This window comes from Saccharothrix espanaensis DSM 44229, from assembly GCF_000328705.1.
Taxonomy (GTDB): domain Bacteria; phylum Actinomycetota; class Actinomycetes; order Mycobacteriales; family Pseudonocardiaceae; genus Actinosynnema; species Actinosynnema espanaense.
Genome location: NC_019673.1, coordinates 3,470,800 through 3,496,036, shown reverse-complemented (window position 1 = coordinate 3,496,036; position 25,237 = coordinate 3,470,800). Strand labels below are relative to the sequence as shown.

The 25,237-nt window shown below is 72.7% G+C and carries 9 protein-coding genes; 3 read left to right on the top strand and 6 right to left on the bottom strand.

Annotated features, from left to right (window positions below; translation table 11 throughout):
• Window positions 1-2: 2 nt before the first annotated feature.
• The 3 genes from BN6_RS15850 to BN6_RS15840 are packed head-to-tail and all read left to right on the top strand — an operon-like array spanning window position 3 to window position 19,997.
• Window positions 3-18,587: a non-ribosomal peptide synthase/polyketide synthase gene (locus BN6_RS15850; RefSeq protein WP_015100673.1), complete on the top strand. Its 18,585-nt coding sequence runs from the start codon at window positions 3-5 to the stop codon at window positions 18,585-18,587.
• Window positions 18,584-19,816 carry an MFS transporter gene (locus BN6_RS15845; RefSeq protein WP_015100672.1) on the top strand — a complete coding sequence of 411 codons (1,233 nt, stop codon included), beginning with the start codon at window positions 18,584-18,586 and terminating at the stop codon, window positions 19,814-19,816. The genes BN6_RS15850 and BN6_RS15845 overlap by 4 nt, the downstream gene beginning before the upstream one ends.
• Window positions 19,806-19,997: an MbtH family protein gene (locus BN6_RS15840; protein ID WP_015100671.1), complete on the top strand. Its 192-nt coding sequence runs from the start codon at window positions 19,806-19,808 to the stop codon at window positions 19,995-19,997. The genes BN6_RS15845 and BN6_RS15840 overlap by 11 nt, the downstream gene beginning before the upstream one ends.
• A gap of 114 nt (window positions 19,998-20,111) precedes the next feature.
• On the opposite strand, the gene BN6_RS15835 is transcribed toward BN6_RS15840, so the two are convergent.
• The 6 genes from BN6_RS15835 to BN6_RS15810 all read right to left on the bottom strand — a co-directional run bounded on the left by BN6_RS15835 (window position 20,112) and on the right by BN6_RS15810 (window position 25,229).
• Window positions 20,112-20,759 carry a hypothetical protein gene (locus BN6_RS15835; protein ID WP_148302891.1) on the bottom strand — a complete coding sequence of 216 codons (648 nt, stop codon included), beginning with the start codon at window positions 20,757-20,759 and terminating at the stop codon, window positions 20,112-20,114.
• Window positions 20,760-20,859: 100 nt separating this feature from the next.
• Entirely contained in the window at window positions 20,860-21,381 is a 522-nt protein-coding gene (locus tag BN6_RS15830) for a flavin reductase family protein (RefSeq protein WP_015100669.1), read from the bottom strand.
• Entirely contained in the window at window positions 21,378-22,640 is a 1,263-nt protein-coding gene (locus tag BN6_RS15825) for a cation:proton antiporter (protein WP_015100668.1), read from the bottom strand. The genes BN6_RS15830 and BN6_RS15825 overlap by 4 nt, the downstream gene beginning before the upstream one ends.
• Before the next feature lie 115 nt (window positions 22,641-22,755).
• Window positions 22,756-23,700, bottom strand: a complete 945-nt coding sequence (locus tag BN6_RS15820; RefSeq protein ID WP_015100667.1) for a daunorubicin resistance protein DrrA family ABC transporter ATP-binding protein — start codon at window positions 23,698-23,700, stop codon at window positions 22,756-22,758.
• Window positions 23,700-23,927, bottom strand: coding sequence for an MbtH family protein (locus BN6_RS15815; protein WP_015100666.1), 228 nt, complete (start codon window positions 23,925-23,927; stop codon window positions 23,700-23,702). The genes BN6_RS15820 and BN6_RS15815 overlap by 1 nt, the downstream gene beginning before the upstream one ends.
• Window positions 23,928-24,017: 90 nt before the next feature.
• Complete coding sequence (locus BN6_RS15810; RefSeq protein WP_015100665.1) at window positions 24,018-25,229, bottom strand: cytochrome P450; 1,212 nt, start codon at window positions 25,227-25,229, stop codon at window positions 24,018-24,020.
• Window positions 25,230-25,237: the final 8 nt, after the last annotated feature.

Below are 25,237 nucleotides of genomic sequence, written 5' to 3'. Positions count from 1 at the left end.
CCATGACCACCTCCAAGGAAAGCCGCATCTCCGCGCTTCCCGCCCACCTGCGCGACCGCCTGCGCTCCCGCCTGGCCGGGAACGCCGCGCCCGCCGAGACGATCCCCGCCGTGCCGCGCACCGGGCCGCTGCCGCTGTCCCCGGGCCAGCAGCGGCTGTGGTTCCTCGACCAGTTCCAGCCCGGTGACACCGAGTACAACAGCGCCCTGGCGCTGCGGCTGCGCGGCGTGCCCGACCTGACGCGCCTGACCGACGCGCTGCGCGGGCTGGTGCAGCGGCACGAGTCGCTGCGCACGACCTTCACCGAGGTCGACGGGCAGCCCGTGCAGGTCGTGCACGACGACCTGCGGCTGGAAGTTCCCGTCGTGGACGCCGACGACTTGGACGGCGCACTGCGCGCCGAGGTCGAGCGGCCGTTCGACCTGGCGCACGGGCCGCTGTTCCGCGCCGTCCTGGTGCGGGTGGCCGACGACGACCACGTGCTGCTGTTGACCTCGCACCACATCGTGGTCGACGGCTGGTCGCTGGGCCTGCTGGGTGCCGAGCTCGGCGCGCTCTACCGGGGCGAGACCTTACCTCTGCCGGTGTTGCAGTACGCCGATTTCGCGGTGTGGCAGCGCGAGCAGCCGGTGAAGGTGGAGTACTGGCGCGACCGGCTGACCGGCGTCCAGCCGCTGGAGCTGCCGACCGACCGGCCGCGTCCCGCCGAACGGACCACCGCCGGCGCGACGCACGAGTTCACCGTGCCCGCCGGGTTGGCCGGCCGACTCGCGCAACTGGCCCGCGACCACGAGACCACGCTGTTCACCGCGCTGCTCACCGCGTGCCAGGCCCTGCTGGCCCGCTACACCGGGCAGGACGACATCGCCCTGGGCACGGTGACCAGCGGGCGGGCCCGCCCGGAGTTGCAAGGACTCGTCGGGTTCTTCGTCGGCACCGTCGTCGTGCGGTCCGCTGTGGACACCTCGCGGACGTTCGAGGAGCTGCTGGAGTCGACCAAGACCGACGCGCTGGACGCGTTCGCGCACGACGACGTGCCGTTCGACCGGGTCGTGGAAGCCGTCGGCGCGCGACGCGACCCGAGCCGTTCGCCGCTGTTCGACGTCATGGTGGCGATGCAGAACGTGGGCGGCGACCTGCCCGAGCTGCCCGGCCTGGCGGTGTCGGAGCACCCGCTCACCCGGCGGCGGGCCAACTTCGACCTGAGCCTCGACTTCACCGAGACCGGCGACGGCATCCACGCCCTGGTCGAGTACGCGACCGACCTGTTCGACCCGGAGACCGTCGACCGGTTCGGCCGCCACCTGCAGATCCTGCTGGCCCGGGTGGTCGCCGAACCGCGCCGGCCGCTGGCCGAGGTCTCGCTGCTGCTCGGTGACGAGCCGGACGCGCACGGGATCGCGTTGGACGTGCCGGACACCACCTTCCCCGCGCTGTTCCGCGCGCAGGCCGCCCGCACGCCCGACGCGACCGCCGTGGTCTGCGACGGCGTCCGGCTCACCTTCGCCGAGGTCGAGGCACGGGCGAACCGGCTGGCCCGGCGGCTGGTCGCGGACGGCGTCGCGCCCGAGCAGGTGGTGGCGATCTCGTTGCCCCGCGGCGTGGACGCGGTGGTGGCGATCCTGGGCGTGATGACGGCCGGCGCGGTGTACCTGCCGGTCGACCCGTCGTTGCCGGAGTCGCGCAGGGCGCACCTGATCGGCGATTCCGGTGCGGTGCGGGTGCTCGACGGCCCGGTGGACACCGACGGACTGCCGTCGACCCCGCCCGAGGTCGCGCTCCGCTCCGACCACGCGGCCTACGTGATCTACACCTCCGGCTCCACCGGAAAGCCCAAGGGCGTGGTGGTCGAGCACCGCCACCTGGCCAACCTGCTGCACAACCACCGCGACGACTTCGCGTCCGGTCACCTGCGCGTGGCGTTGACCGCGGTGTTCTCGTTCGACACGTCGTGGGAGTGCCTGGTGCTCATGGCCGACGGCCACGAGCTGCACGTGCTCACCGACGAGGTGCGGCTGGAGCCCGGCGCGCTGGTCCGGTACGTCCAGGACCACCGCATCGACTACGTCGACCTGACGCCGTCCTACGTCCAGCAGCTGCTGCCCGCCGGGCTGCTCGACGGCCCGCACAAGCCCAAGTTCCTGATGGTGGGCGGCGAGGCGCTCGGCGCGGCGCTGTGGCGGGAGCTGGCCGACGCGCCCACCCGGGCCTACAACTTCTACGGCCCTACCGAGACCACCGTCGACGCGGCCTCCACCCCGGTCACCGGCGACCGGCCGGTCATCGGCCGACCGCTGCGCAACCTGGCGCTGTACGTGCTCGACGCCAACCTCCAGCCGCAGCCGGTCGGCGTGCCCGGTGAGCTGTTCGTCGCCGGGGCGCAGGTCGCCCGCGGCTACCTGAACCGGCCCGGCCTGACCGCGTCCCGGTTCCTGGCCGACCCGTTCGGTCCGCCGGGATCGCGCATGTACCGCACCGGCGACCGGGTGCGGTGGGTCGGCGACCAGGTCGAGTACCTGGGCCGGACCGACGACCAGGTCAAGATCCGCGGGTTCCGGATCGAGCCGGGCGAGGTCGAGGCCGCGCTGCTGAGCCACCCCGACGTGGCGGAGGCCGCGGTCGTCGCGCGCACCGACAACGGGCACACCCGGCTGGTCGGCTACGTCGTCACGGCCGGTCCGGTCGAGCTGCGCGAGCACCTGCGCCGGCTGCTGCCGGACTACCAGGTGCCGGCCGCGTTCGTGGAGCTGGACCGGATCCCGCTGACCCCCAACGGGAAGCTCGACCGGGCCGCCCTGCCCGCCCCTCAGGTCAAGGGGGACGAGGACTTCGTCGCGCCGTCCAGCCCCGCCGAGGCGGAGCTGGCGCGGATCTGGGCCGAGGTGCTCGGCGCGGATCGGGTCGGCGTGCACGACAACTTCTTCACGCTGGGCGGCGACTCGATCCTGTCCATCCAGCTGGTGTCGCGGGCGCGGCAGGCGGGGTTCCGGCTCACCTCGCGCGACGTGTTCCGGCACCAGACCGTCGCCGAGCTGGCGCTCGTGTCGGCGAACACCCCGGAGGCCGCACCGGCTCGGGTGTTCACCGGCCCCGCGCCGCTCACGCCGATCCAGCGGTGGTTCTTCGCCGAGCACGGGCCGTTGGCGCACTTCACGATGACCCTGCTGGTCGAGCTGGAGCCCGAGGTCGAGGAGTCGGTGCTGCGGGCGGCGCTGCGGACCGTCGTCACCCACCACGACGCGCTGCGGTTGCGGTTCCGCCAGGTCGACGGCCGGTGGACGCAGGACGTGGCCCCGGTCGAGGACGACGTCCTCACCGTCGGGTCCGATGTAGACAGTGAGGCTGTCACCGCACGGCAGGCCCTGGACATCACCGACGGGCCGTTGCTGCGCGGCGTGTTCTTCCCCGGCGGACAGCCGAAGCTGCTGCTGACCGTGCACCACTTGGCGGTGGACGGCGTCTCGTGGCGAATCCTGTTGGAGGACCTGGAGAAGGCGTACCGGGGCGTCGCGCTGGAGCCGGTCGGGACGTCGTTCACGCAGTGGGCGCACCGGTTGGCCGAGCACGTGCGGTCCGGCGCGTTGGACGACGCCTTGCCGCACTGGCGCGCACTTCCCGGAGCGGTCGCGCTTCCGGTCGACGGCGACGGGCCCAACACCGCCGAGTCGGCCCAGGTCGTGTCGGTGCGGCTCGACCGCGAGACGACCGACGCCCTGCTGCACCAGGTCCCGCCGGTGTACCGGACCCAGGTCAACGACGTGCTGCTGAGCGCGTTGGGGCGGGTGCTGGCCGAGTGGACCGGACGTGACGCCGTCGCCGTCGCCCTGGAGGGCCACGGGCGTGAAGAGCTGTTCGACGCCGACGTGTCCCGCACGGTCGGCTGGTTCACCACGCAGTTCCCGGTCGTGCTGCCGACCTCCGACGAGTGGGGCGGCACGCTCAAGGCCGTCAAGGAAGCCCTGCGGGCGGTGCCGCACAGAGGGTTGAGCTACGAGGCGCTGGACGTCGGTGGCGGACTGCCGCCCATCTCGTTCAACTACCACGGCCGGTTCGAGGTCGCGGACGGCGGGTTCTACCGCGCGCGCCAGGACGCGGCCGGCGACGACCTCGCCCCCGACCAGAACCGCAGCCACCTGCTCGACGTCACGGGCCTGGTGGAGCACGGGGAACTCCAACTGACCTGGGAGTACTCCCCGAACGTGCACGACGGCGAGACCGTGCGGCGGTTGGCCGAGCGGATGCTGGACGCGCTGCGCGAGATCGTGGCGCACTGCGCGTCGCCGGACGCCGGCGGCCACACGCCGTCGGACTTCCCGCTGGCCCGGCTCACCCAGGACCAGGTGGACCGGATCGCCGGGCCGGACGTCGAGGACGTCTACCGGCTCACGCCGTTGCAGGCGGGCATGGTGTTCCACAGCCTGGTCGAGCCCGGCGCGTACGTCGACCGGATGCGGCTCGTGCTCGACGGCGTCTCCGACGCGGACGCGCTCTTCGAGGCGTGGCAACGGGTCGTGGACCGGACGCCCGTCCTGCGCAGCAGCATCGTCTGGGACGGTGTCGCGGAGCCGGTGCAGGTCGTGCACCGCAAGGTCACGCTCAGCTCGGACGGCGAACTGGACCTCGGGGTCGCGCCGCTGCTGACCGTGCGCGTCACGCCGCTGGCGGAGGACCGGGTCGAACTGGTCTGGTCGTCGCACCACGTGATCCTCGACGGCTGGAGCACCGGCCAGGTGTTCAGCGAGGTGCTGGAGCACTACCGGGCCATCACGACCGGGCAGCCCGCGCGGTTGCCCGCCCGCCGGCCGTTCCGCGACTACCTGCGCTGGCTGGCCGACCAGGAGGACACCGAAACCTACTGGCGCACCGCGCTGTCCGACATCGACGGCCCGACGCCGCTGCCCTTCGACCGGTCGCCGGCCGAGGCGCACCGGGCCGAGGCTTCCGAGTCCGTGCGGATCTCCGCCGACCTCGGTGACGCGCCACAGCGCGCGGGCCTGACCGTCAACACGGTCGTGCAGGGTGCGTGGGCGATGTTGCTGGCCAGGGTGTCCGGCGAACGCGATGTCGTGTTCGGCAGCACCGTGTCCGGCCGCCCGGCCGAGCTGCCGGGCGTGGAGTCCATGGTCGGGATGCTCATCAACACCGTCCCCACCAGGGTTTCGGTCGACACGGCCGCCGAGGTCGGGGCGTGGCTGCGGGATCTCCAGGCGGCACAGGGCGAAGCGCGCCGCTACGACCACACGTCGCTGGCCGAGATCCAGTCGTGGGTCGGCACCAGGCTGTTCGACAGCGTGATCGTGTTCGAGAACTACCCGTTCGACCAGGCCGGTGACGGGCCGCAGGTGGTCGAGATCGACGCGGTGGACAACACCACCCTGCCGCTCACCCTCACCGCGTCGGTCACCGACCGGCTCAACCTCGAACTGGGCTACGACCCGGACCTGTTCGACCGGGCCACCGCCGAACGCCTGGCCGGCTGGCTGGGCGACCTGGTCACGGCGATCGCCCGGGACACCGGCGCCCGGATCGCCGACCTGCCGTGGCTCTCGGCGCAGGACGAGAACCGGGTCCTGGTGGCGTGGAACGAGACCGCGCTCGACACCCCGGACGTGCTCTACCCGCAGGTGTTCGCCGAGCAAGCGCGCCGGACGCCGGACGCGACCGCGTTGGTGTTCCACGGCGAGTCCGCGACGTTCGCCCAGCTCGACGCCCGCGCGAACCGGCTGGCGCACCACCTGGTCGGTGCGGGCGCGGGTCCGGAGCGCACGGTCGCCGTGCGGCTGTCGCGCGGTGCCGACCTGGTCGTGGCGGTCCTGGCCGTGCTCAAGGCCGGTGCGGTCTACCTGCCGGTCGACCCGGAGCTGCCGGCCGACCGGATCGACTTCCTGTTGGCCGACGCCCGACCGGCGTTGGTGCTCACCGAACTGCCCGACCTGACCGGGTTCCCGGACACCGCTCCCCCGGTCGCCCTGCGGCCGGAGCACGCGGCGTACGTGATCTACACCTCCGGCTCCACCGGCCGGCCCAAGGGCGTCGTGGTCGAGCACGGCCAACTGGCGAACCTGTTCTACGCCAACCGGCACGACCTCATGGCCGCGCCGACCAAGTTCGCCGTCACCGCCACGTTCTCGTTCGACACGTCGTGGGAAGGGCTGCTGTTCCTGGCCGCCGGCAGCGAACTGCACGTCATCGACGACGAGCTGCGGCTCGACCCGGCCGCGCTGGTCGACTACCTCACCGCGCACGGCATCGGCACCGTCGACCTCACGCCGTCCTACGCGCACCGGCTGATCACCGCCGGGCTGCTGGACTCCGGCGTCCGCCAGGTGCTCGTCGGCGGCGAGGCGGTCGACGCCGCGCTGTGGCGGCACCTCGCGGACTCCTCGGTGGCGGCCTTCAACTACTACGGCCCGACCGAGACCACGGTCGACGCGGTGTCCACCGAGATCACCGGTGGGCAGCCGATGATCGGCCGACCGCTGCACAACGTCCAGGCGTACGTGCTCGACGGCGACCTGCGGCCGGTGCCGCCGGGTGTGGTCGGCGAGCTGTTCGTGGCCGGCGCCCAGGTGGCTCGCGGCTACCTGGGGCGCGCGGGCCTCACCGCGCAACGGTTCCTGCCCGACCCGTTCGGCGCGGCCGGCCGGCGCATGTACCGCACCGGTGACCGCGTCCGGTGGGTCGACGGGCGGCTGGAGTACCTGGGCCGGGCGGACGACCAGGTCAAGATCCGGGGCTTCCGGATCGAGCCGGGCGAGGTGGAGGCCGCGCTGCGGGCCGTGCCGGGCGTGCGGGACTCCGTCGTCGTGGTGCGCGACAACCGGCTGATCGGTTACGTCACCGGTACTCCGCACAGCGACCCGCGGACCGTGCTGGGTGCGGCGCTGCCGGACTACCTGGTGCCGTCGGCGGTGGTGGAGCTGGACGCCTTCCCGTTGTCCCCCAGCGGCAAGGTGGACCGCCGCGCGCTGCCCGAACCGGAGTTCACGGGCGGGTTCACCGCGCCGCGCACCGACGCGGAACGGACCGTGGCCGAGGTGTGGGCCGAGGTGCTGGGCCTGCCCAGGGTCGGCGCGGACGACAACTTCTTCGCGCTGGGCGGCGATTCCATCCTCAGCATCAACGTGACGTCACGGCTGCGCGCGGCCTTCGGCGCGCAGTTGTCGCCCCGGGCGCTGTTTCAGCACCCAACGGTGGCGGGGCTGGCCACCGCGATCTCCGGGGAGTCGCCGGTCGAGGCGATCCCGGCGGTGGCACGGGACTCCGCCGCGTGGCCGCAGTCCCCGGCGCAGCGCCGGCTGTGGTTCCTCGACCAGTTCGAGCCCGGCGGCACGGAATATGTCACGCCGACCGCGCTGCGGCTGCACGGACCGCTGGACGTCGAGGCGTTGCGGCGCGCGGTGAGCGGCCTGATCGACCGGCACGAGTCGCTGCGGACCACGTTCGACCAGGACGTGCAGGTGGTCAACGCACCCTTCGCCGTCGCGCTGGCGGTCGAGCACGGCCCGTGGGAGGCGGTGCTGCGCCAGGAGGCCGGCACGCCGTTCGACCTGCGGCGCGGTCCGCTCCTGCGGGCGCGGCTGGTGCGGGTCGCCGAGGACGACCACGTGTTCGTCCTGACCCTGCACCACATCATCACCGACGGCTGGTCGACCGGTGTGCTGATGCGCGACCTCGCGGCGCTCTACTCCGGTGGCGACCTGCCGCCGTTGGCCGTGCAGTACGTCGACTTCACCGCGTGGCGGCAGGATCCGCCGATCGACTACTGGTCGGAGCGGCTGGCCGACGTGCCACCGCTGGAACTGCCGACCGACCGGCCACGTCCGGCCGTGCGGACCGGGGCGGGCGCGATGCACTCGTTCACGGTGCCGGCCGAGGTCGCCGACGCGCTGCGCGACCTGGCGCGGCGACAAGGTGACACGCTGTTCACCACGCTCGTCGCGGCCTGCCAGGTGCTGCTCGCCCGCTACACCGGGCAGGACGACATCGCGGTCGGCACCGCCGTGTCCGGCCGGGGTCGGGCCGAGCTGGACGACGTGGTCGGCCTGTTCGTCAACACCGTCGTCCTGCGGTCCACTGTGGACACTCAGCGGACGTTCGCCGAGTTCCTGGGCGAGGTCCGCACGACCGTGCGGGACGGGCTCGCCCACCAGGACGTGCCGTTCGAGCGGGTCGTGGAGGCGGTCCGCCCGGACCGCGACCCGAGCCGCAACGCCCTGTTCGACGTGATGGTCCTGGTGCAGAACGCCGGGACCGACCTGCCGGAGCTGCCCGGCCTGCGGGCGGTCGAACTGCCGCTGCCGCTGTCCACGGCGACCTGCGACCTCACCTTCGAGTTCGGCGAGGCGGACGGCGAGCTGCTCGGCGCGGTCGAGTACAGCACCGACCTGTTCGACGCGGGCACCGTCGACCGGCTGGCCCGGCACCTGGTGGCGCTGCTGGACGCGGTCACCGCCGACCCGGACCGGCCGACGGCGGCGATCCCGCTGGTTCTCGGTGACGAGCCGGACGGCCACGGCGTGCGGCGAGCCGTGCCGGACACCACGTTCCCGGCGCTGTTCGAGGCCCAGGCCGCCCGCACGCCGGACGCGACCGCGCTGGTGCACGACGACACGCGCCTGACCTACGCGGAGGTGGACGCGCAGGCGAACCGCCTGGCCCACCACCTCCTCGCCCAGGGCGCGGGCCCGGAACGTACGGTCGCGGTGATGCTGCCGCGTTCGGCCGCCGTGGTCGTGGCGATCCTGGCCGTGCACAAGGCCGGCGCGGTGTACCTGCCGATCGACCGGGACCTGCCGCGCGACCGCGTGGACTTCCTGTTGCGCGACGCCGAACCGGCCCTGGTCCTCGACGAGTGGCCGGACCTGGCCGGCTACCCGGACACCCGGCCCGGTGTTCACCTCCGCCCGGACCACGCGGCCTACGTGATCTACACCTCCGGCTCCACCGGCCGGCCCAAGGGCGTCGTCGTGGAACACCGGCAACTGGTGAACCTGCTGCACAACCACCGCCACGACTTCGCCGGTGAACCGTTGCGCGTGGCGCTCTCGGCGGTGTTCTCGTTCGACACGTCGTGGGAGGGTCCGCTGCTCATGGCGGACGGGCACGAGCTGCACGTGCTGGCCGACGACGTGCGGCTGGAGCCCACCGCGCTGGTGGACTACGTGCGCGAGCACCGGATCGACTTCCTCGACCTGACGCCGTCCTACGTGCGGCAACTGCTGCCCGCCGGGCTGCTCGACGGCGAGCACAAGCCCAAGATCCTGATGCTGGGCGGCGAAGCCCTGCCCGATTCGCTGTGGCAGGAGCTGGCCGACGCGCCCACCCGCGCGTACAACTTCTACGGCCCCACCGAAACCGCGGTCGACGCCGTCTCCACGCCCGTGGTCGGCGACCGGCCGCTGATCGGCCGGCCGCTGGACAACCTCGTCGCGCACGTGCTGGACGACAACCTCCAGCCCACGCCGACCGGTGTGCCCGGCGGGCTCTACCTCGCCGGCGCCCAGGTGGCCCGCGGCTACCTGAACCGGCCGGGCCTGACCGCCTCCCGGTTCCTGGCCGACCCGTTCGGCGAGCCCGGTTCCCGGATGTACCGCACCGGCGACCGCGTGCGGTGGGTCGGCGACCGGCTCGACTACCTCGGGCGGGACGACGACCAGGTCAAGATCCGCGGCTTCCGGATCGAGCTGGGCGAGGTCGAGGCCGCGTTGCAGCAGCACCCGGACGTCGAGCAGGCCGTCGTGGTGGCGCGGGAGCACAACGGGCACAACCGGCTCGTCGCCTACACCGTGGGGCCCAGGTTCTCGGAGGGCACCGCGACCGACCCGGCCGGCTGGCTCAAGGACCGGCTGCCGGACTACCTGGTGCCGTCGGCCTTCGTGTCGCTGGAGAGCATCCCGATGACCTCCAGCGGCAAGGTGGACCGCCGGGCGCTGCCCGCGCCGACGTTCACCGACGCCGGGTACGTCGCCCCGGCCGCCGGGATCGCGGCGGACCTGGCCGCCATCTGGGCCGAGGTGCTCGGGGTCGACCGGGTCGGCGCGCGGGACAACTTCTTCGCGCTGGGCGGCGACTCGATCCTGAGCATGCAGGTGGTGTCGCGGGCGCGGCAGGCCGGGATGAAGTTGACCTCCAAGGACATCTTCCTGCGCCAGACCGTGGCGGACCTCGCGCTCGCGGTCACCGACGACACCGGCACGACGCACGTGACGCCCACCGGGCCGGCGCCGCTCACCCCGATCCAGCGCTGGTTCTTCGCCGAGCACGGACCGCTGGCGCACTTCACCATGTCGGTGTTCACCGACCTCGACCACGTCGACGTCCCGGCGCTGCGCGCCGCGCTCGGCAAGGTCGTGGCCCACCACGACGCGCTGCGCACCCGGTTCACCCAGGTCGACGGGCAGTGGCGGCAGCAGGTCGCCGACACCGAGGTCGACGTGCTGCGCGTCGCGTCCACTGTGGACTACGAGGCCGAGGCGCACCTGGCCCGCGCCGGACTGGACCTGCGGCAGGGACCGCTGTTCCAGGCGGTGCTGTTCCCGGACGGCAAGCTGTTCCTGACCGCGCACCACCTCGTGGTGGACGCGGTGTCGTGGCGGATCGTCCTGGACGACCTCGCCACCGCCTACCGGGGCGGCGAGCTCGGGCCGAAGTCGACGGCGTTCGCCGACTGGGCGCACCGGCTGGACGCGCACGTCCGCGACGGCGAGTTCGACCGGTCGCTGCTGCACTGGATGGCCACCCGGACCGACGAGCCGATCCCCACCACGGCGGGCAGCGCGCGCAGCGTGACCGTCCGGCTGGGCAAGGCCGAGACCGACGCCCTGCTGCACCAGGTGCCCGAGGCGTACCGGACCCAGGTCAACGACGTGCTGCTGGCCGCGTTGACCTCGGCGTTCGCCGGTCACGCCCTGGTCACCCTGGAGGGCCACGGCCGGGAAGAGCTCTTCGACGTCGACCTGTCCCGCACGGTCGGCTGGTTCACCGCGCAGTTCCCGGTGGAACTGGAGATCCCCGCCGGCGGCCGGGACGAGGTCGACTGGGGTCAGGCGCTCAAGGCCGTGAAGGAGCAACTGCGGGCCGTGCCGGACCGCGGTCTGAGCTACGAGGCGCTGCGCTACGCCGGCCGCGGTCTGACCGGCCGGCTGCCGCGGGTGTGCTTCAACTACCTGGGGCAGTTCGAGTCCGGCTCGATCAGCGACGGCGACCACGGCCGGGACGTGCCCGACGACCTGGTCCGACCGCACCTGCTGGACATCACGGCCGCCGTGGCGGACGGGGAACTCGCGCTGGACTGGGAGTACTCCACCGAGGTGCACGACGAGACCGCCGTGCGGGCGCTGGCGGACCGGATGGTCGACGCGCTGCGCGAGATCGTGGCGCACTGCGCGTCGCCGGACGCCTGGGGCCGCACCCCGTCGGACTTCCCGCTGGCCCGGCTGGACCAGGCCCAGGTCGACCGGATCGCCCGGCCGGACGTCGAGGACGTCTACCCGCTGACGCCGTTGCAGGCGGGCATGGTGTTCCACAGCCTGGTGGACGACAGCACCGCGTACTTCAACCAGCTCCGCGTCCGGCTGTCCAATGTGGACTCGCCTGAGCGGTTGGCGCGGGCGTGGCAGCGGGTGGTCGACCGCACTCCGATCCTGCGCACGGCCGTGGTGTGGGAAGGGGTGGACGAGCCGTTGCAGGTCGTTCACCGCGATGTCGTCGTGCCGGTGGAGTACGCGCCGGTTACCGACGAGCTGGTCGCCCGCGACGCGCGGACGGGTCTTGACCTGACGCGCGCGCCGTTGATGCGGTTGACGATCGGGCGGGTGTCCGACCACGAGGTGGACCTGCTGTGGACGTCGCACCACCTGCTGCTGGACGGCTGGAGCACCGCGCAGGTGTTCGGCGAGGTGCTGGCGGAGTACTCGGGTGGCACGCCGGTCGCGCGCCGGCCGTTCCGGGACTACCTGGAGTGGCTCGGCGCGCAGGACCCGGTCGCGGCCGAAGGTCACTGGCGTGGAGTGCTCGCCGGGGTCACCGACCGCACTCCCCTGCCCTACGACCGTCCGCCGGCCGACGCCCACCGGGCCGAGTCGACCGCGCAGGTCGTGCTGGACCTGCCCGCCGCGCGGCTCGCGGACGTGGCACGGGCCAACGGGTTGACGGTGAACACCCTCGTGCAGGGCGCGTGGGCGCTGCTGCTGGCCAGGGTGTCCGGTGAACGCGATGTCGTGTTCGGCACGACGGTGTCCGGCCGGCCGGCCGAGCTGCCGGGCGTGGAGGACATGGTCGGCATGTTCATCAACACCGTGCCCACCAGGGTGTCGGTGGACGCCCGGGACGGCGTGCTGCCGTGGCTGCGCCGGTTGCAGGAGACGCAGACCGAGTCGCGGCGGTTCGACTTCGTGTCGTTGGCCCAGGTGCAGGGCTGGTTCGGCGGGCCGCTGTTCGACAGCCTGCTGGCGTTCGAGAACTACCCGGTGGAGGCTGCCGCCGACGACGCGCCGCAGGTCGGCGAGGTCGACGGGCTGGACACGACGACGTTCCCGCTGACCGTCCGGGCGCACGTGGACGACGAGCTGCACGTCGAACTCACCTACGACCCGCGCCTGTTCGACGGCACGACGATCGAACGGCTCGGCGACCGGTTGACCCGGCTGCTGGCCGGTCTCGGCGACGACCCGCACCGCACGATCGGCGAACTGCCGTGGCTGTCGGACGAGGAACGCCACCAGGTGCTGGTCGAGTGGAACGGCCAGGCGGACAGCGCACCGTCCTCCACCATCCCGGCCCTGTTCGCCGGGCAGGCCACCCGCACCCCGGACGCCGTCGCACTCACCCATGAGGGCATCGCGGTGACCTACCGGGAGCTGGATGAGCGCGCGAACCGGTTGGCACACCACCTGATCGCGCAGGGCGCGGGCCCGGAGCGGTTCGTGGCGCTGGTGCTGCCGCGCAGCGCCGACCTGGTCGTGGCGGTGCTGGCCGTGCTGAAGGCGGGGGCGGCGTACCTGCCGATCGACCCGGCATACCCGCAGGACCGGATCGACGGCATGGTCGCCGACGCTCGGCCGGTCGTGGTGCTCGACGCCCTGCCCGACGTGTCGGATCGTCCCGTGACGGCACCGGAAACGGCGCTGCTGCCGGAACACCCGGCGTACGTGATCTACACGTCCGGCTCGACCGGCAAGCCGAAGGGCGTGGTGATCCCGCACAGCAACGTCGAGCGGCTGTTCTCGGCGACCAGTCACTGGTTCGGGTTCGGCGAGAACGACGTCTGGACGCTGTTCCACAGCTACGCCTTCGACTTCTCCGTCTGGGAGCTGTGGGGCCCGCTGCTGCACGGCGGACGACTCGTCGTCGTGCCGTACGAGATCTCCCGATCGCCCGCCGAGTTCGCGCAGCTCATGCGCGACGAAGGCGTCACCGTGCTCAACCAGACCCCCTCCGCGTTCTACCAACTGCTACCTGAACAGCCCGACGCCCGTTACGTGATCTTCGGCGGCGAGGCGCTCGACCTGCACAAGGTCAAGGACTGGCAGGGCAGCGGCGCCCTCATCAACATGTACGGCATCACCGAGACCACCGTCCACGTCACCTACACCGAGGCCGACGGAAGTATCGGCGAACCCATCCCCGACCTCCGCGTCTACGTGCTCGACGACGACCTGCGGCCCGTTCCGCCCGGTGTCACCGGTGAGCTGCACGTGGCCGGACCGGGCCTGGCCCGGGGCTACCTCGACCGGCCGGGGCTCACCGCCTCGCGGTTCGTGGCGAACCCGTTCGGCGAGCCCGGTTCCCGGATGTACCGGACCGGCGACCTGGCACGCTGGGTCGACGGCCGGCTGCACTACCTGGGCCGTGCCGACCACCAGGTGAAGATCCGCGGCTTCCGGATCGAACTCGGCGAGATCGAGGCGGTGCTGGCGGAGTTCCCGACCGTGCGGCAGGTCGCCGTGGTGGTGCGCGACCAGCGGCTGGTGGCGTACGTGGTCGCCGATCAGGTGTCGGTGGCGGAACTGCGGGACCACGCGGCGCGGTCGCTGCCCGAGCACATGGTGCCGGCCGCGTACGTGGCGCTGGACCGGTTGCCGCTCAACGCGAACGGCAAGCTCGACCAGGCGGCGCTGCCCGCGCCCGAACGCGCGGCGTCCGTCGGTGACGGTTACGTGGCACCGCGCACCGAGGCCGAACGCCTGGTCGCCGGCGTCTGGGCGGACGTGCTGGGGTTGGCCCGGGTCGGTGCGGAGGACAACTTCTTCGCGCTGGGCGGCGATTCGATCCTGAGCATCCGGGTCGCGTCGAGGCTGCGGGAGTCGTTCGACCTCTCGCCGCGCGCCCTGTTCGACCACCCGACGGTCGCCGGGCTGGCCGCCGCGCTGACCGGCGGCACGCTCGCGCCGATCCCCCGCGCGACGGGCGGGTTCCCGCTGTCGTTCGCGCAGCAGCGCCTGTGGTTCCTCGACCAGTTCTCGCCGGGCGGCACGGAGTACGTGACGCCGTTCGCGGTGCGGTTGGGCGGAGAACTCGACGTGCCACGGCTGGAGCGCGCGCTCTCGGCGCTCGTGGCGCGGCACGAATCGCTGCGCACGACGTTCCCCGCCGTGGACGGGCTACCCGTGCAGGTGGTGCACCCGCCGTACGAGGTGCGGCTGCCGGTGCTCGACGCGCTGCCGACGATCGAGCCGTTCGACCTCGGCGCGGGCCCGCTGTTCCGGCCCGCGCTGGTGCGGACCGGGCCGGACGAGCACGTGCTCGCGTTGACCATGCACCACATCGTCACCGACGGGTGGTCCGGCGGCGTCATGGTGACCGACCTGGCCGAGCTGTACACCGGTGGCACGCTGCCCGAACTGCCCGTGCGGTACGTGGACTTCGCGGCGTGGCAACGGGAACTGCCGCTCGACGAGCACCTGGCGTACTGGCGGGACCAGTTGGCCGGGGTGCCGGCGCTCGAACTGCCCACCGACCGGCCGCGCCCGCCGGTGCACACCAACGCGGGCGCGCAACTGGAGTTCTCGGTGCCCGCGCAGGTCGCGAATACCTTGCGGGACATCGCCCGGCGCAACGACAGCACGTTGTTCATGACGCTGGTCGCGGCCTGCCAGGTGTTGTTCCACCGCTGGTCCGGGCAGGACGACTTCGCCCTGGGCACGGTCGCGGCGGGCCGGGAACGGCCCGAGTTCGACCGGATGGTCGGGTTCTTCGTCAACACGCTGACCCTGCGGGCCCGGATCGACGCGTCGGCGTCGTTCCCGGAGTTCCTCGGCCAGGTCCGGGGCACCGTGCTGGACGCCTTCGCGCACCAGGACGTGCCGTTCGAGCGCGTGGTCGACGCCGTGCAGCCGGACCGCGACACCAGCCGGACCCCGCTGTTCCAGGCCGTGGTGGCGTTGCAGAACGCGCCGCAGGCGGCCGGGTTCGCCGGTCTGGACGCCTCCGACGTCGACCAGCCGGTGGTATCCACCGGGTTCGACGTGACGGTGGAGTTCACCGAGCTGGACGGCGGCGGGCTCGCCGGTGCGATCGAGTACAACACCGACCTGTTCGACGCGGTGACCGCGACCCGGTTGGCGCTGCACCTGGGCGTGCTGCTGACCGGCATCGCCACCGAACCGGACCGTCCACTGTGGAGCCTGCCGGTGCTGCCCGCCGTGGAGGCCGCGGCGGTGGAGCGGTTCGGCTCCGGCGACGAGCCGGCACCGTTCGCCTCCTTCACCGACTTGGTCGAAGCGCAGGTCGAGCGCACGCCCGACGCACTGGCGCTGGCCGGTGCGCGGGAGTTGACCTACGCGGAGCTGAACGCGGCGGCGAACCGGTTGGCACACCACCTGATCGCCGAAGGTGCCGGGCCGGAGCGGATCGTCGCGGTCCGGCTGCCCCGGTCGGCCGGGCTGGTGGTCGCCGAACTGGCGGTGCTCAAGGCCGGCGCGGCGTTCCTGCCGGTGGACCCGGCCTACCCGGCGGAGCGGATCGCGTTCATGCTCGACGACGCGAACCCGCTGCTGGTGCTGGACGGCCCGGTGGACGTCGCCGGCCTGCCCGACACCGACCCGGGGGTGGCGGTCCGGGCCGACCACCCGGCGTACGTGATCTACACGTCCGGCTCGACCGGCCGGCCCAAGGGCGTCGTGGTGTCCCACCGCGGCATCGGCGCGTTCTCGGCGGCCGAGATCGCGCACCTCGACGTGCGACCGGGCGACCGGGTGCTCCAGTTCTCCTCCCCCAGCTTCGACGCCTCGGTGCTGGAGCTGTGCATGGCGCTGCCCGCCGGGGCCGCGCTGGTCGTCCCGCCGGAGGGGCCGCTGCTGGGCGACCAGCTGGCGGACGTGATCGCCGGGCAGCGCGTGACGCACGCGCTGATCCCGCCGGTCGCGCTGGCGACGCTGCCGGACGTGGCGCTGCCGCACTTCCGGACGCTGGTCGTGGGCGGCGACGCGTGCTCGGCGGACCTGGTGCGGCGGTGGGCCCCCGGCCGACGGATGATCAACGCCTACGGGCCCACCGAGTCGACCGTGGTCACATCGTGGAGCACGGCGCTCAAGCCCGGCGGCGCGCCGCCGATCGGGCGGCCGATCCCCGGCACCCGCACCCACGTGCTGGACGCGGCGTTGCAGCCGGTGCCGATCGGGGTCCCCGGCGAGCTGTACGTCGCGGGCGTCGGCCTGGCGCGCGGCTACCTCGACCGGCCCGGGTTGACGGCGTCGCGGTTCGTGGCGAACCCGTTCGACGGCGGCCGGATGTACCGGACCGGCGACGTCGTGCGCTGGAGCCGCGACGGCGAGCTGGAGTTCGTCGGGCGGGCCGACGAGCAGGTCAAGATCCGCGGTTTCCGGATCGAGCTGGGCGAGATCGAGACCGCGCTGCTGCGGCACCCGGACGTGCGGGAGGCCGTGGTGGTGGCGCGGGCCGACGCCGGCGGCCACAAGCGGCTGGTCGCCTACGTGGTCGGCGCGGTGGAGAAGCTGCGCGACTTCCTCGGCGAGTCGGTGCCGGACTACCTGGTGCCGTCGGTGTTCGTGCCGGTGGACTCGATGCCGGTCAGCCCCAACGGGAAGGTCGACCGGGCGCGGCTGCCGGAGCCGGACTTCTCGGCGCTGTCGACGGCCGGGTACGTGCCGCCGGCCGGGCCGGTGGAGGAGGCGCTCGCCGCGGTCTGGGCGGACGTTCTCGGCGTGCCGCGGGTCGGCACGGCGGACAACTTCTTCTCGCTGGGCGGCGATTCGATCCTGAGCATGCAGGTGGTCGCCCGCGCCCGGCAGGCCGGGCTCCGGTTCACCACCAAGGAGCTGTTCCAGCACCAGACGGTCGGGCAGCTCGCGCCCGTGGTCCGGGTGGAGGAGGCGGCCGGTGACCAGGCCGCGGTGGTCGGCGCGGTGCCGTTGACCCCGATCCAGCACTGGTTCCTGCACTCGGGGCGGCGCAACCCGCACCACTTCAACCAGTCGCACTTCGTGGAGCTGGACCCCGCCGTGGACGTCGACCGGCTGCGCCGGGCGCTGAACTCGCTGCCGGCGCAGCACGACGCCCTGCGGATGCGGTTCACCGAGGTGGACGGGCAGTGGCGGCAGGACAACGCCGACGTCTCGGACGTCGACGTGCTGACCGTGGTGTCCGATGTGGACGATCCGGAGGCGTTCGCCGACCAGGTGCACGCCGGGTTCGACATCGGCGCGGGACCGCTGTTCAAGGCGGTGCTGTTCGCCGACGCCGAGCACCCGAGGCTGCTCCTGGTGGCGCACCACCTGGTGGTGGACGGGGTGTCCTGGCGGATCCTGCTCGACGACCTCGAAACCGCCTACGACGGCGGGGACCTGGGTGCCAAGACGACCTCGTTCCAGGCTTGGGCACAACGGCTGGCCGCGCACGTCGAGGAAGGCGGTTTCGACGCCGAGGTGGCGTACTGGGACAAGCCGCTGCCGGAGCAGGAGAAGTCGTCGGCGGCCGCCGAGGTGGTGACCGTCGAGCTGTCCGAGGGCGACACGGAGGCGTTGCTGCGCGGCGCTCCCGCCGCCTACCGGACGCGGATCAACGACGTGCTGCTGGCCGCGCTGGCGTGGTCGCTGTCGCGGTGGACCGGGTCGCCGACGGTGTCGGTCGACCTCGAAGGCCACGGCCGCGAGGACCTGTTCGACGACGTGGACCTCTCGCGCACCGTCGGCTGGTTCACCACCGTGTTCCCGGTGGAACTACAGGTGCCCGACGGTGACTGGCGGTCGCGGGTGAAGGCCGTGCGGCGGCAGTTGCGGGACGTGCCGGCCAACGGGATCGGGTACGGGGCGCTGCGGCAGCACGGCCGGGTGTCCGGCGGTGGCGTGCCGGCGGTGGCGTTCAACTACCTGGGCCAGTTCGACTCCGGCTCGGAGGAGTCGTCCGGGCTCTACCGGGGCGTCCTGCCGTCCATCGGGCACGAGCACGACCCGGCCGACCAGGGCGAGCACCTGATCGACGTGGTCGGCGAGGCCGGCGGCGGGCGGCTCGGGTTCTCCTGGTACTACCACCCGGACGTGCACTCGCCGGACGTGGTGCGGCGGGTCGTCGCCGACTTCGGGTTCGCGTTGCGGGCGATCGCCGAGGACTGCCGGGGTGCGGTGTGACCGTCTCGTTGGCGCGCAACCGGAACTACACGCTGCTCTGGGGCGGGCAGGCGGTCGCCGAGGTCGGCTTCTCGGCCACGATGATCGCCTTCCCGTTGCTGGTGCTCGCGATCACCGGCTCGCCGGTCGCGTCCGGCCTGGTGCTCACCGTGGACGCCACCGCCCAGCTGCTCGCCGGCGTGCCGGCCGGGGTGCTGGTCGACCGGATGGACCGGCGCCGGATCATGCTGGCGTGCGAGGCGGCGCAGGCAGTCGCGCTGGCGTCGCTGGTGATCGCGTTGATCGTGGGCGAGCCGTCCTTCCTGCACATGGCGGCGGTGGCGGCGGTGCTCGGCGTGGCCCGTGCCCTGTTCGAACCCGCCGAGGACGCCTGCCTGCCCCGGTTGGTGCCGGAGGAGCAGTTGGCGACGGCGGTGGCGATGAACGCCGCGCGGTCGTCGTTGGGCCAGACGGTCGGCACCACGCTGGGCGGCGTGCTGTTCGCCTTCACCCGCTGGCTGCCGTTCCTGCTGGACCTGATCACGCACTGCCTGGCGTTCGTGGCGCTGGCGTTTCTCCGGGTGCCGCCCAGGGAACCCGTCGTCAACCGGCAGCACTTCGTCCGGGAGATGGGCGACGGGCTGAGGTGGGTGTGGCAGCGGCGGGAGGTTCGGGTCACGGCGTTGTGCGCGGTCGTGCTGAACCTGTTCTTCACCGCGTTCTACCTGGTGGTCATCGTGCTGGCGGAGGCACGCGGCGTGTCGTCCGCGATGATCGGCGTGATGGCCGCGATGCTCGGTGTCGGTGGTGTGGTGGGCGCGTTGATCGCGCCGTGGCTACACCGCGCGCTGGGGCCATTCATCTCGATCGCGTCGGTGTTCTGGGCGTTGACGCTGCTGACGCCCATCGCCTACTTCGTGTCCGACGGTATCGTGATGGGCGGGTTGTTCGCGCTCATGACGTTGTTGGCGCCCACCGCGAACACCACGATCTCGACGCACCAGCTGCTGCTGACGCCCGACGAGTTGCGCGGGCGGATGAGCGGGGTGCTGTCGGTCGTGGTCGGCGCGGCGGGCGCGCTGGGGCCCCTGGTGGGCGGGACGCTCACCGAAGCCTTCTCCGCGGACCGGGCCGTCCTGGTCTGCGCCGTGGGGATCGCCGTGATTACCGCGTTCGTGACGGTCAGTCCGACCTTGCGGCGCTATTCAGCCAGGAAAGTCGATCAGGAGGGTGTTCCCGATGAGGTCTGACATCGCCTACCAGGTGCTGGTCAACGACGAGGGCCAGTACTCGCTGTGGCCGGCCCACCAGCCGGTCCCGGCGGGGTGGGTCGCGGACGGCAAGACCGGCACGCTGGACGAGTGCTCCGCCCACGTCGACGAGGTGTGGACCGACATGCGGCCGAAGTCCCTGCGCGACGCGATGGCGTGAGGTGGCGGCCCGGTGCCGGGATCGGTCCCGGCACCAGGCCGCGGTCATTCAAGCCGGCCGAACGTGGCTCTGCGACAAGGAATTCCGATCGCCGCACGGCCGGGTGAGGTCGGCTCACAGCGGGAGGGGTTCGGTGATCTCCAGGCCCGCGTCGACCGCGGCGACGAGCAGTTCGGTCTGGTCCGGCGAGTGGGTGGCCGCCCACGTCCGCAACGCACCCAGGAACCCCGTCAGGTCGCGTTGCACCTGTCTCAGCATCCCCGGCAGGGCCTGCCGCGCCACGTCCACGTACGGCCCGGCGCGCCCCTCCCCCGGCCAGACGCGCACCACGTCCGGACCCACGTCCGGACCCACTTCCGGACCCACTTCCGGACCCACTTCCGCGCCCACTTCCGCGCCCATTCCCGGGCCCACGTACTCGACCCACGGCCCCGGCCCCAGATCGATCTCGGCCCGGTACAGCGCCGCCAGCCAGGTGCGCCAAGCGAACAGCTCCGAACGCGGGCCCGGTTCGACACTGGTGCCGTTGTCGCGCAGCAACAAACCGCCGGGCGCGTACAGGGTGTCGAAGCCGATCAGCTCGTGCACGGCCTCGTCGGTGCTGCCCGCGGTCGACCCGCCGCCGGCGAAGTACAGGGCGCACAACGCGCTGCCCACGTCGTGCTGGTCGGCGGTCCCGTCGAGGTGCAGCCAGGTCCCGTCGACCGCGGCGACCGGCCAGAGGGTGAACTCCCCGCCCGGCGGACCGATCCTGCACATCACTGGCGAGAAATTCGGCACTGTACCGAGGCTAGCGCCACGATCGCCCCGGCGGGGGCTCCGCCGGGGCGATCGTGGCGCGGCGGGTGGCCGACCTCCGGCGCTACCGGCTCTCGGCGGACTTGTCCGCCTGCCAGACCTGGTACTCGCGCAGGCCGTAGAGCAGCGGGAGGTGCCCGGGTTCCCGCACCACCTGGAACGTCTCGCCGAACACCACGGTGTGGTCGCCGACCGGCTCGGTGCGGCTGACCCGGCAGTCGGCCACCGCGTGGGCGTCCTGCACCAGGTGCGGGCCGGCCGCGCCGGCGGGCTGCCGCCACGGGACCAGGTCGAACCGGTCCGGCGCGCCGGAGGCGAACAGCTCGGCCACCGGGCGGGCGTCGCCGTGCAGGAAGTTCACCGCGAAGGTGCCGCTGCCCAGCACCGCCTCCAGCGTGGGGCTGCCGTTGCGCAGGCACACCAGCAGGGTCGGCGGCGACAGCGTGACGCTGCACACCGAGGACACCGTCATGCCGCGCGGCTCGCCGTCCGGGGCCGTCGTGGTGATGATCGCGACGCCGGTCGGGAAGTGGGACATCAGGGTGCGGAACTCGGCAACCGGGATGACGGGGAGCGACTGGGTCATGGCCTACCGCCTGGCAAGTCGGGAACGAGCTCTCGGGTCGCGGCGGCGCTGACGCGCGCGCGGCGTTCGATCAGGGACAGCAGGGGGCCGGTCATCGCGGTGGTCACCAGGGCCATCACGACCAGGGCCAGGAAGAGCTGCACGGACAGCAGTCCGGCGCTGTACCCGGCCTGGAGCACGACGATCTCGGTCAGGCCGCGGGTGTTCATCAGCACGCCCACCGTCAGCGCGGTGCGCCGGTCCTGCCCGGCGAGCCGCGTCCCCAGGTAGCCACCGCCGATCTTGCCCACGACGGCGAGCGCCAGGGCGATCAGGATGGCGGCCCACGGCACGGCGGCGCGCGGCGCGTTGGCCACCCCCATGCCCGCCACCACGAAGAACACCGGCACGAGCAGCCGGCCGAGGTTGGTCACCGGCCGGACCACCGTCGTCCAGGGCCCGGCGGGCAGCGCCAGCCCCACCACGAACGCGCCGAACACGGCGGTCAGGCCCCAGTGCTCGAACTGGAAGGCCAGCAGCAGCGCCAGCGCGGAGACGGCGAGGCCGGTGGACTTCGGGAACCGCTCGGCGGCGGCCATCGGGGTCTTGCCGCGCAGCAGGATCCGGCCGACGACGGTGACCGCGACACCGACCGCGAGCAGCGCCAGCGAGACGAGCACGCCGCCGGAGATGCCGACCGCGACGACCAGCAGCACCCACGCCACGGAGTCGGTGACGACCGCGGCGGCCATCGAGAGCTTGCCCGACGGGCTGTCCACCATCCGACGGTCTTCCAGGATCCGGGCCAGCACCGGCACGGCGGTCACGCTCAGCGCCACGGCGACCATCAGCACCAGGGCGGGCGCGGGCGCGGTGCCGCGCAGGTCGGGGTCGGCGGCCAGCAGCACCCAGGCGGCCATCCCCAGGCCCGCCAGCAGCGCCGGCACGAACGAGCCCGCGGTCACCCAGCCCACGGCCTTCGCGCCGAGCCCGGACTTGCCGTGCCGCAGCTCGTGCGCCACGCCGACCAGGAACAGCACCAGGCCGACCTGGCCGAGCGTCTTGAGCGGGCCGACGACGTCGCCGGGCAGCACCCGCGCGAGCCCGTCCGGTCCGCCGATCGCGAGCACCGCGGGGACCACCAGGATGCCCGCCAGGATCTCGCCGATCACTTCGGGCTGCCGCGCCGCGCGGGCCGCGCGGCGGCCCAGGTAGGCGGCGACGAGGACCACCGCGAGGACCGCGGCGACGTGCCCCACGCGCACCAGGAGGTCGCTCATGCCCGCGCCCCCCGCCGTCCCGCGCGGGTCTGGTGCCTGCTCATGGACAGCGCGCGGCTGCCCGCGAAGTTCTGGGTGCGCTGGGGCACGGCGGTTCCTTCCTGCTAGGTGGTCCCTACTTCTCCGTCGGGTGTCCGACGAGGTTGAAGAACACGTCGTCCAGGGTGGGTCGGCGCAGCGAGAAGTCCGCCACGTCCACTCCGGCATCCCGAAGCGCGACCGCCGCTGTGGCGATGCCGTCCATACCGTCTTTCAATTGCAGCTTGACCAGACCCCTGGTGGCGTCCGCGGTCGGTTCGTCGATGGCCAGCGGGCCGAGCGCGGCCAGCGCGTCGGGCACCCGGTCGGGCAGCGCGACGGCGACCTCCAGCCACTCCTGGCCCACCTTGCGCTTGAGCTCGTCGGGGGTGCCGTCGGCGATGACCTGGCCGGCCGCGATGACCACGATCTGGTCGGCCAGGTAGTCGGCCTCCTCCAGGTACTGGGTGGTCAGCAGCACGGTGACGCCCTCGTCCACGAGTACGCGCACGGTGTTCCACAGCGACTGGCGGCTGGCCGGGTCCAGGCCCGTGGTGGGCTCGTCCAGGAACAGCACCTGGGGGTTGCCGACCAGGCAGCTGGCCAGGTCCAGCCGGCGGCGCATCCCGCCGGAGTAGGTGCCCACCGGGCGGTCGCCCGCCGCGACCAGGTCGAACCGCTCCAGCAGCTCCCCCGCGCGCTTGCGGGCGCCCGCGCCGCCCAGGTGCAGCAGCCGGCCGAGCAGGACCAGGTTCTCCCGGCCGGTGAGCAGCTCGTCCACGGCGGCGTTCTGACCGGCCAGGCCGATCCGGCGGCGCACCTCGCGCGGCTGCTTCACCACGTCGAAGCCCGCCACCCGGGCCGTGCCGCCGTCCGGGACGAGCAGGGTCGCCAGCACCCGGACGGCGGTCGTCTTGCCCGCGCCGTTGGGGCCGAGCACGCCGAGCACCGAGCCGGTCCGCACGGACAGGTCGATGCCGCGCAGCGCCTCGGTCTTGTCGTAGGTCTTGCGCAGGCCGGAGACTTCGATCGCGAGGTCCATCAGCTCGCCTTGCTCTCGGTGGCCTCGTGGGCCTCGCGGAGGCTGCGCGGACGCATGTCGGTCCAGTTGTCCTCCACGAAGGACAGCGCCGCGTCCCGCGTGGTCTCCTCCAGTGCCACGGTCCAGCCGGCGGGCACGCGGGCGAACGCCGGCCACAGGCAGTGCTGGCCTTCGTCGTTCACCAGCACGAGAAACCGGCCGTCCTGGTCGTCAAAGGGGTTCGTCACTTCGGTTCTCCGTACCCTCGCGGTGGGGTGGGCCCCAGTCGGTCAATGCTTTCGGCGCGCGCTGACCGCACGCTGACGGATCGGTGATGCTCAGCGCGCCTCCGGCACCAGCTCGACCGGCAGGCTGCTGTAGCCGTAGACGAAGTTCGAGTACAGCCGGGTGCCCGGACCCGGCACCCGGATCTCGGCCACCAGGTCGCGCAGGCCCTCCAGCACCGAGCCGACGTGCGCGCGGCCCAGGAACGCGCCCAGGCAGAAGTGCGGGCCGAAGCCGAACGCGATGTGCCGGTTCGGGGTGCGGGCGAGGTCGAACCGGGTCGGGTCGGGGAACACGTCCTCGTCGAAGTTCGCCGAGCTGTTCCACATCGTGACGATGTCGCCGTCGCGGATGGTCCGGCCGCCGAGCTCCACGTCCTCCACGGCCCGCCGGCCGAAGTGCATGGCGGGCGTGGTCCAGCGCAGCACCTCCTCGGTGGCCGACTCGATGCTCACCTCGCCGGACTTGAGCCGGCGCCACTGCTCGGGGTTCTCGGCCAGGGCGAGGATCGCGCCGATGGACGACATCCGGCTGGACTCGTCCGCGCCCAGGATGAGGCTGTAGGAGTTGAACACCACCTCGTCCTCGGCCAGCGGCTCGCCGTCGATCAGGCCGTTGGCCAGGGCGGAGAGCACGTCGTCGCCGGGCGTGCGGCGGCGCTGGTCGGCCAGGTCGGTGAAGTAGAGCAGGATCTCGTTGCGCGCCAGCCACTCGTCCATCTCGGAGTCGGCGGAGCTCATCCTGCTCAGCGTGCGGTTGTTCCAGTCGACCAGCCGGGGCCGGTCGGCGGTGGGCACGTCCATCAGGTCGCCGATGGTGTTGATCGGGATGTGGTCGGCGACGTCGGTGGCGAAATCGCACTCGCCGCGCGCGATGACCTCCTCCAGCAGGCTGAAGGTCCGCGCGCGCACCTGCTGGGCCACCGCTTCGAGCAGCCGCGGCGAGAACGACTTGAGCATCAGCTTGCGCACCTCGCGGTGCCGCGCGCCGTCGGTGACGGCCAGCATCTTGCCCGACGCGGAGTCGTTGCCCTGCAACAACGTGGTCAGCACGTTGCCGCGTTCGGAGGTGAGCCGCTTGTTGTCCTTGTAGGCGGCGACGCAGTCGGCGTGGCGGGTCACCACCCAGAAGCCGGGCTGGTCGCCGCGCGGCTCGTTCCAGTGCACGGGGCTCTCCGCGCGCAGGTGCTGCCACAGCGCGGTGAGGTCGACGTCGAGGAACGTCTGCGGGTCGGCGAGGTCGACGGTTGCCAGGTCGGCGGTCATGGTCGGCG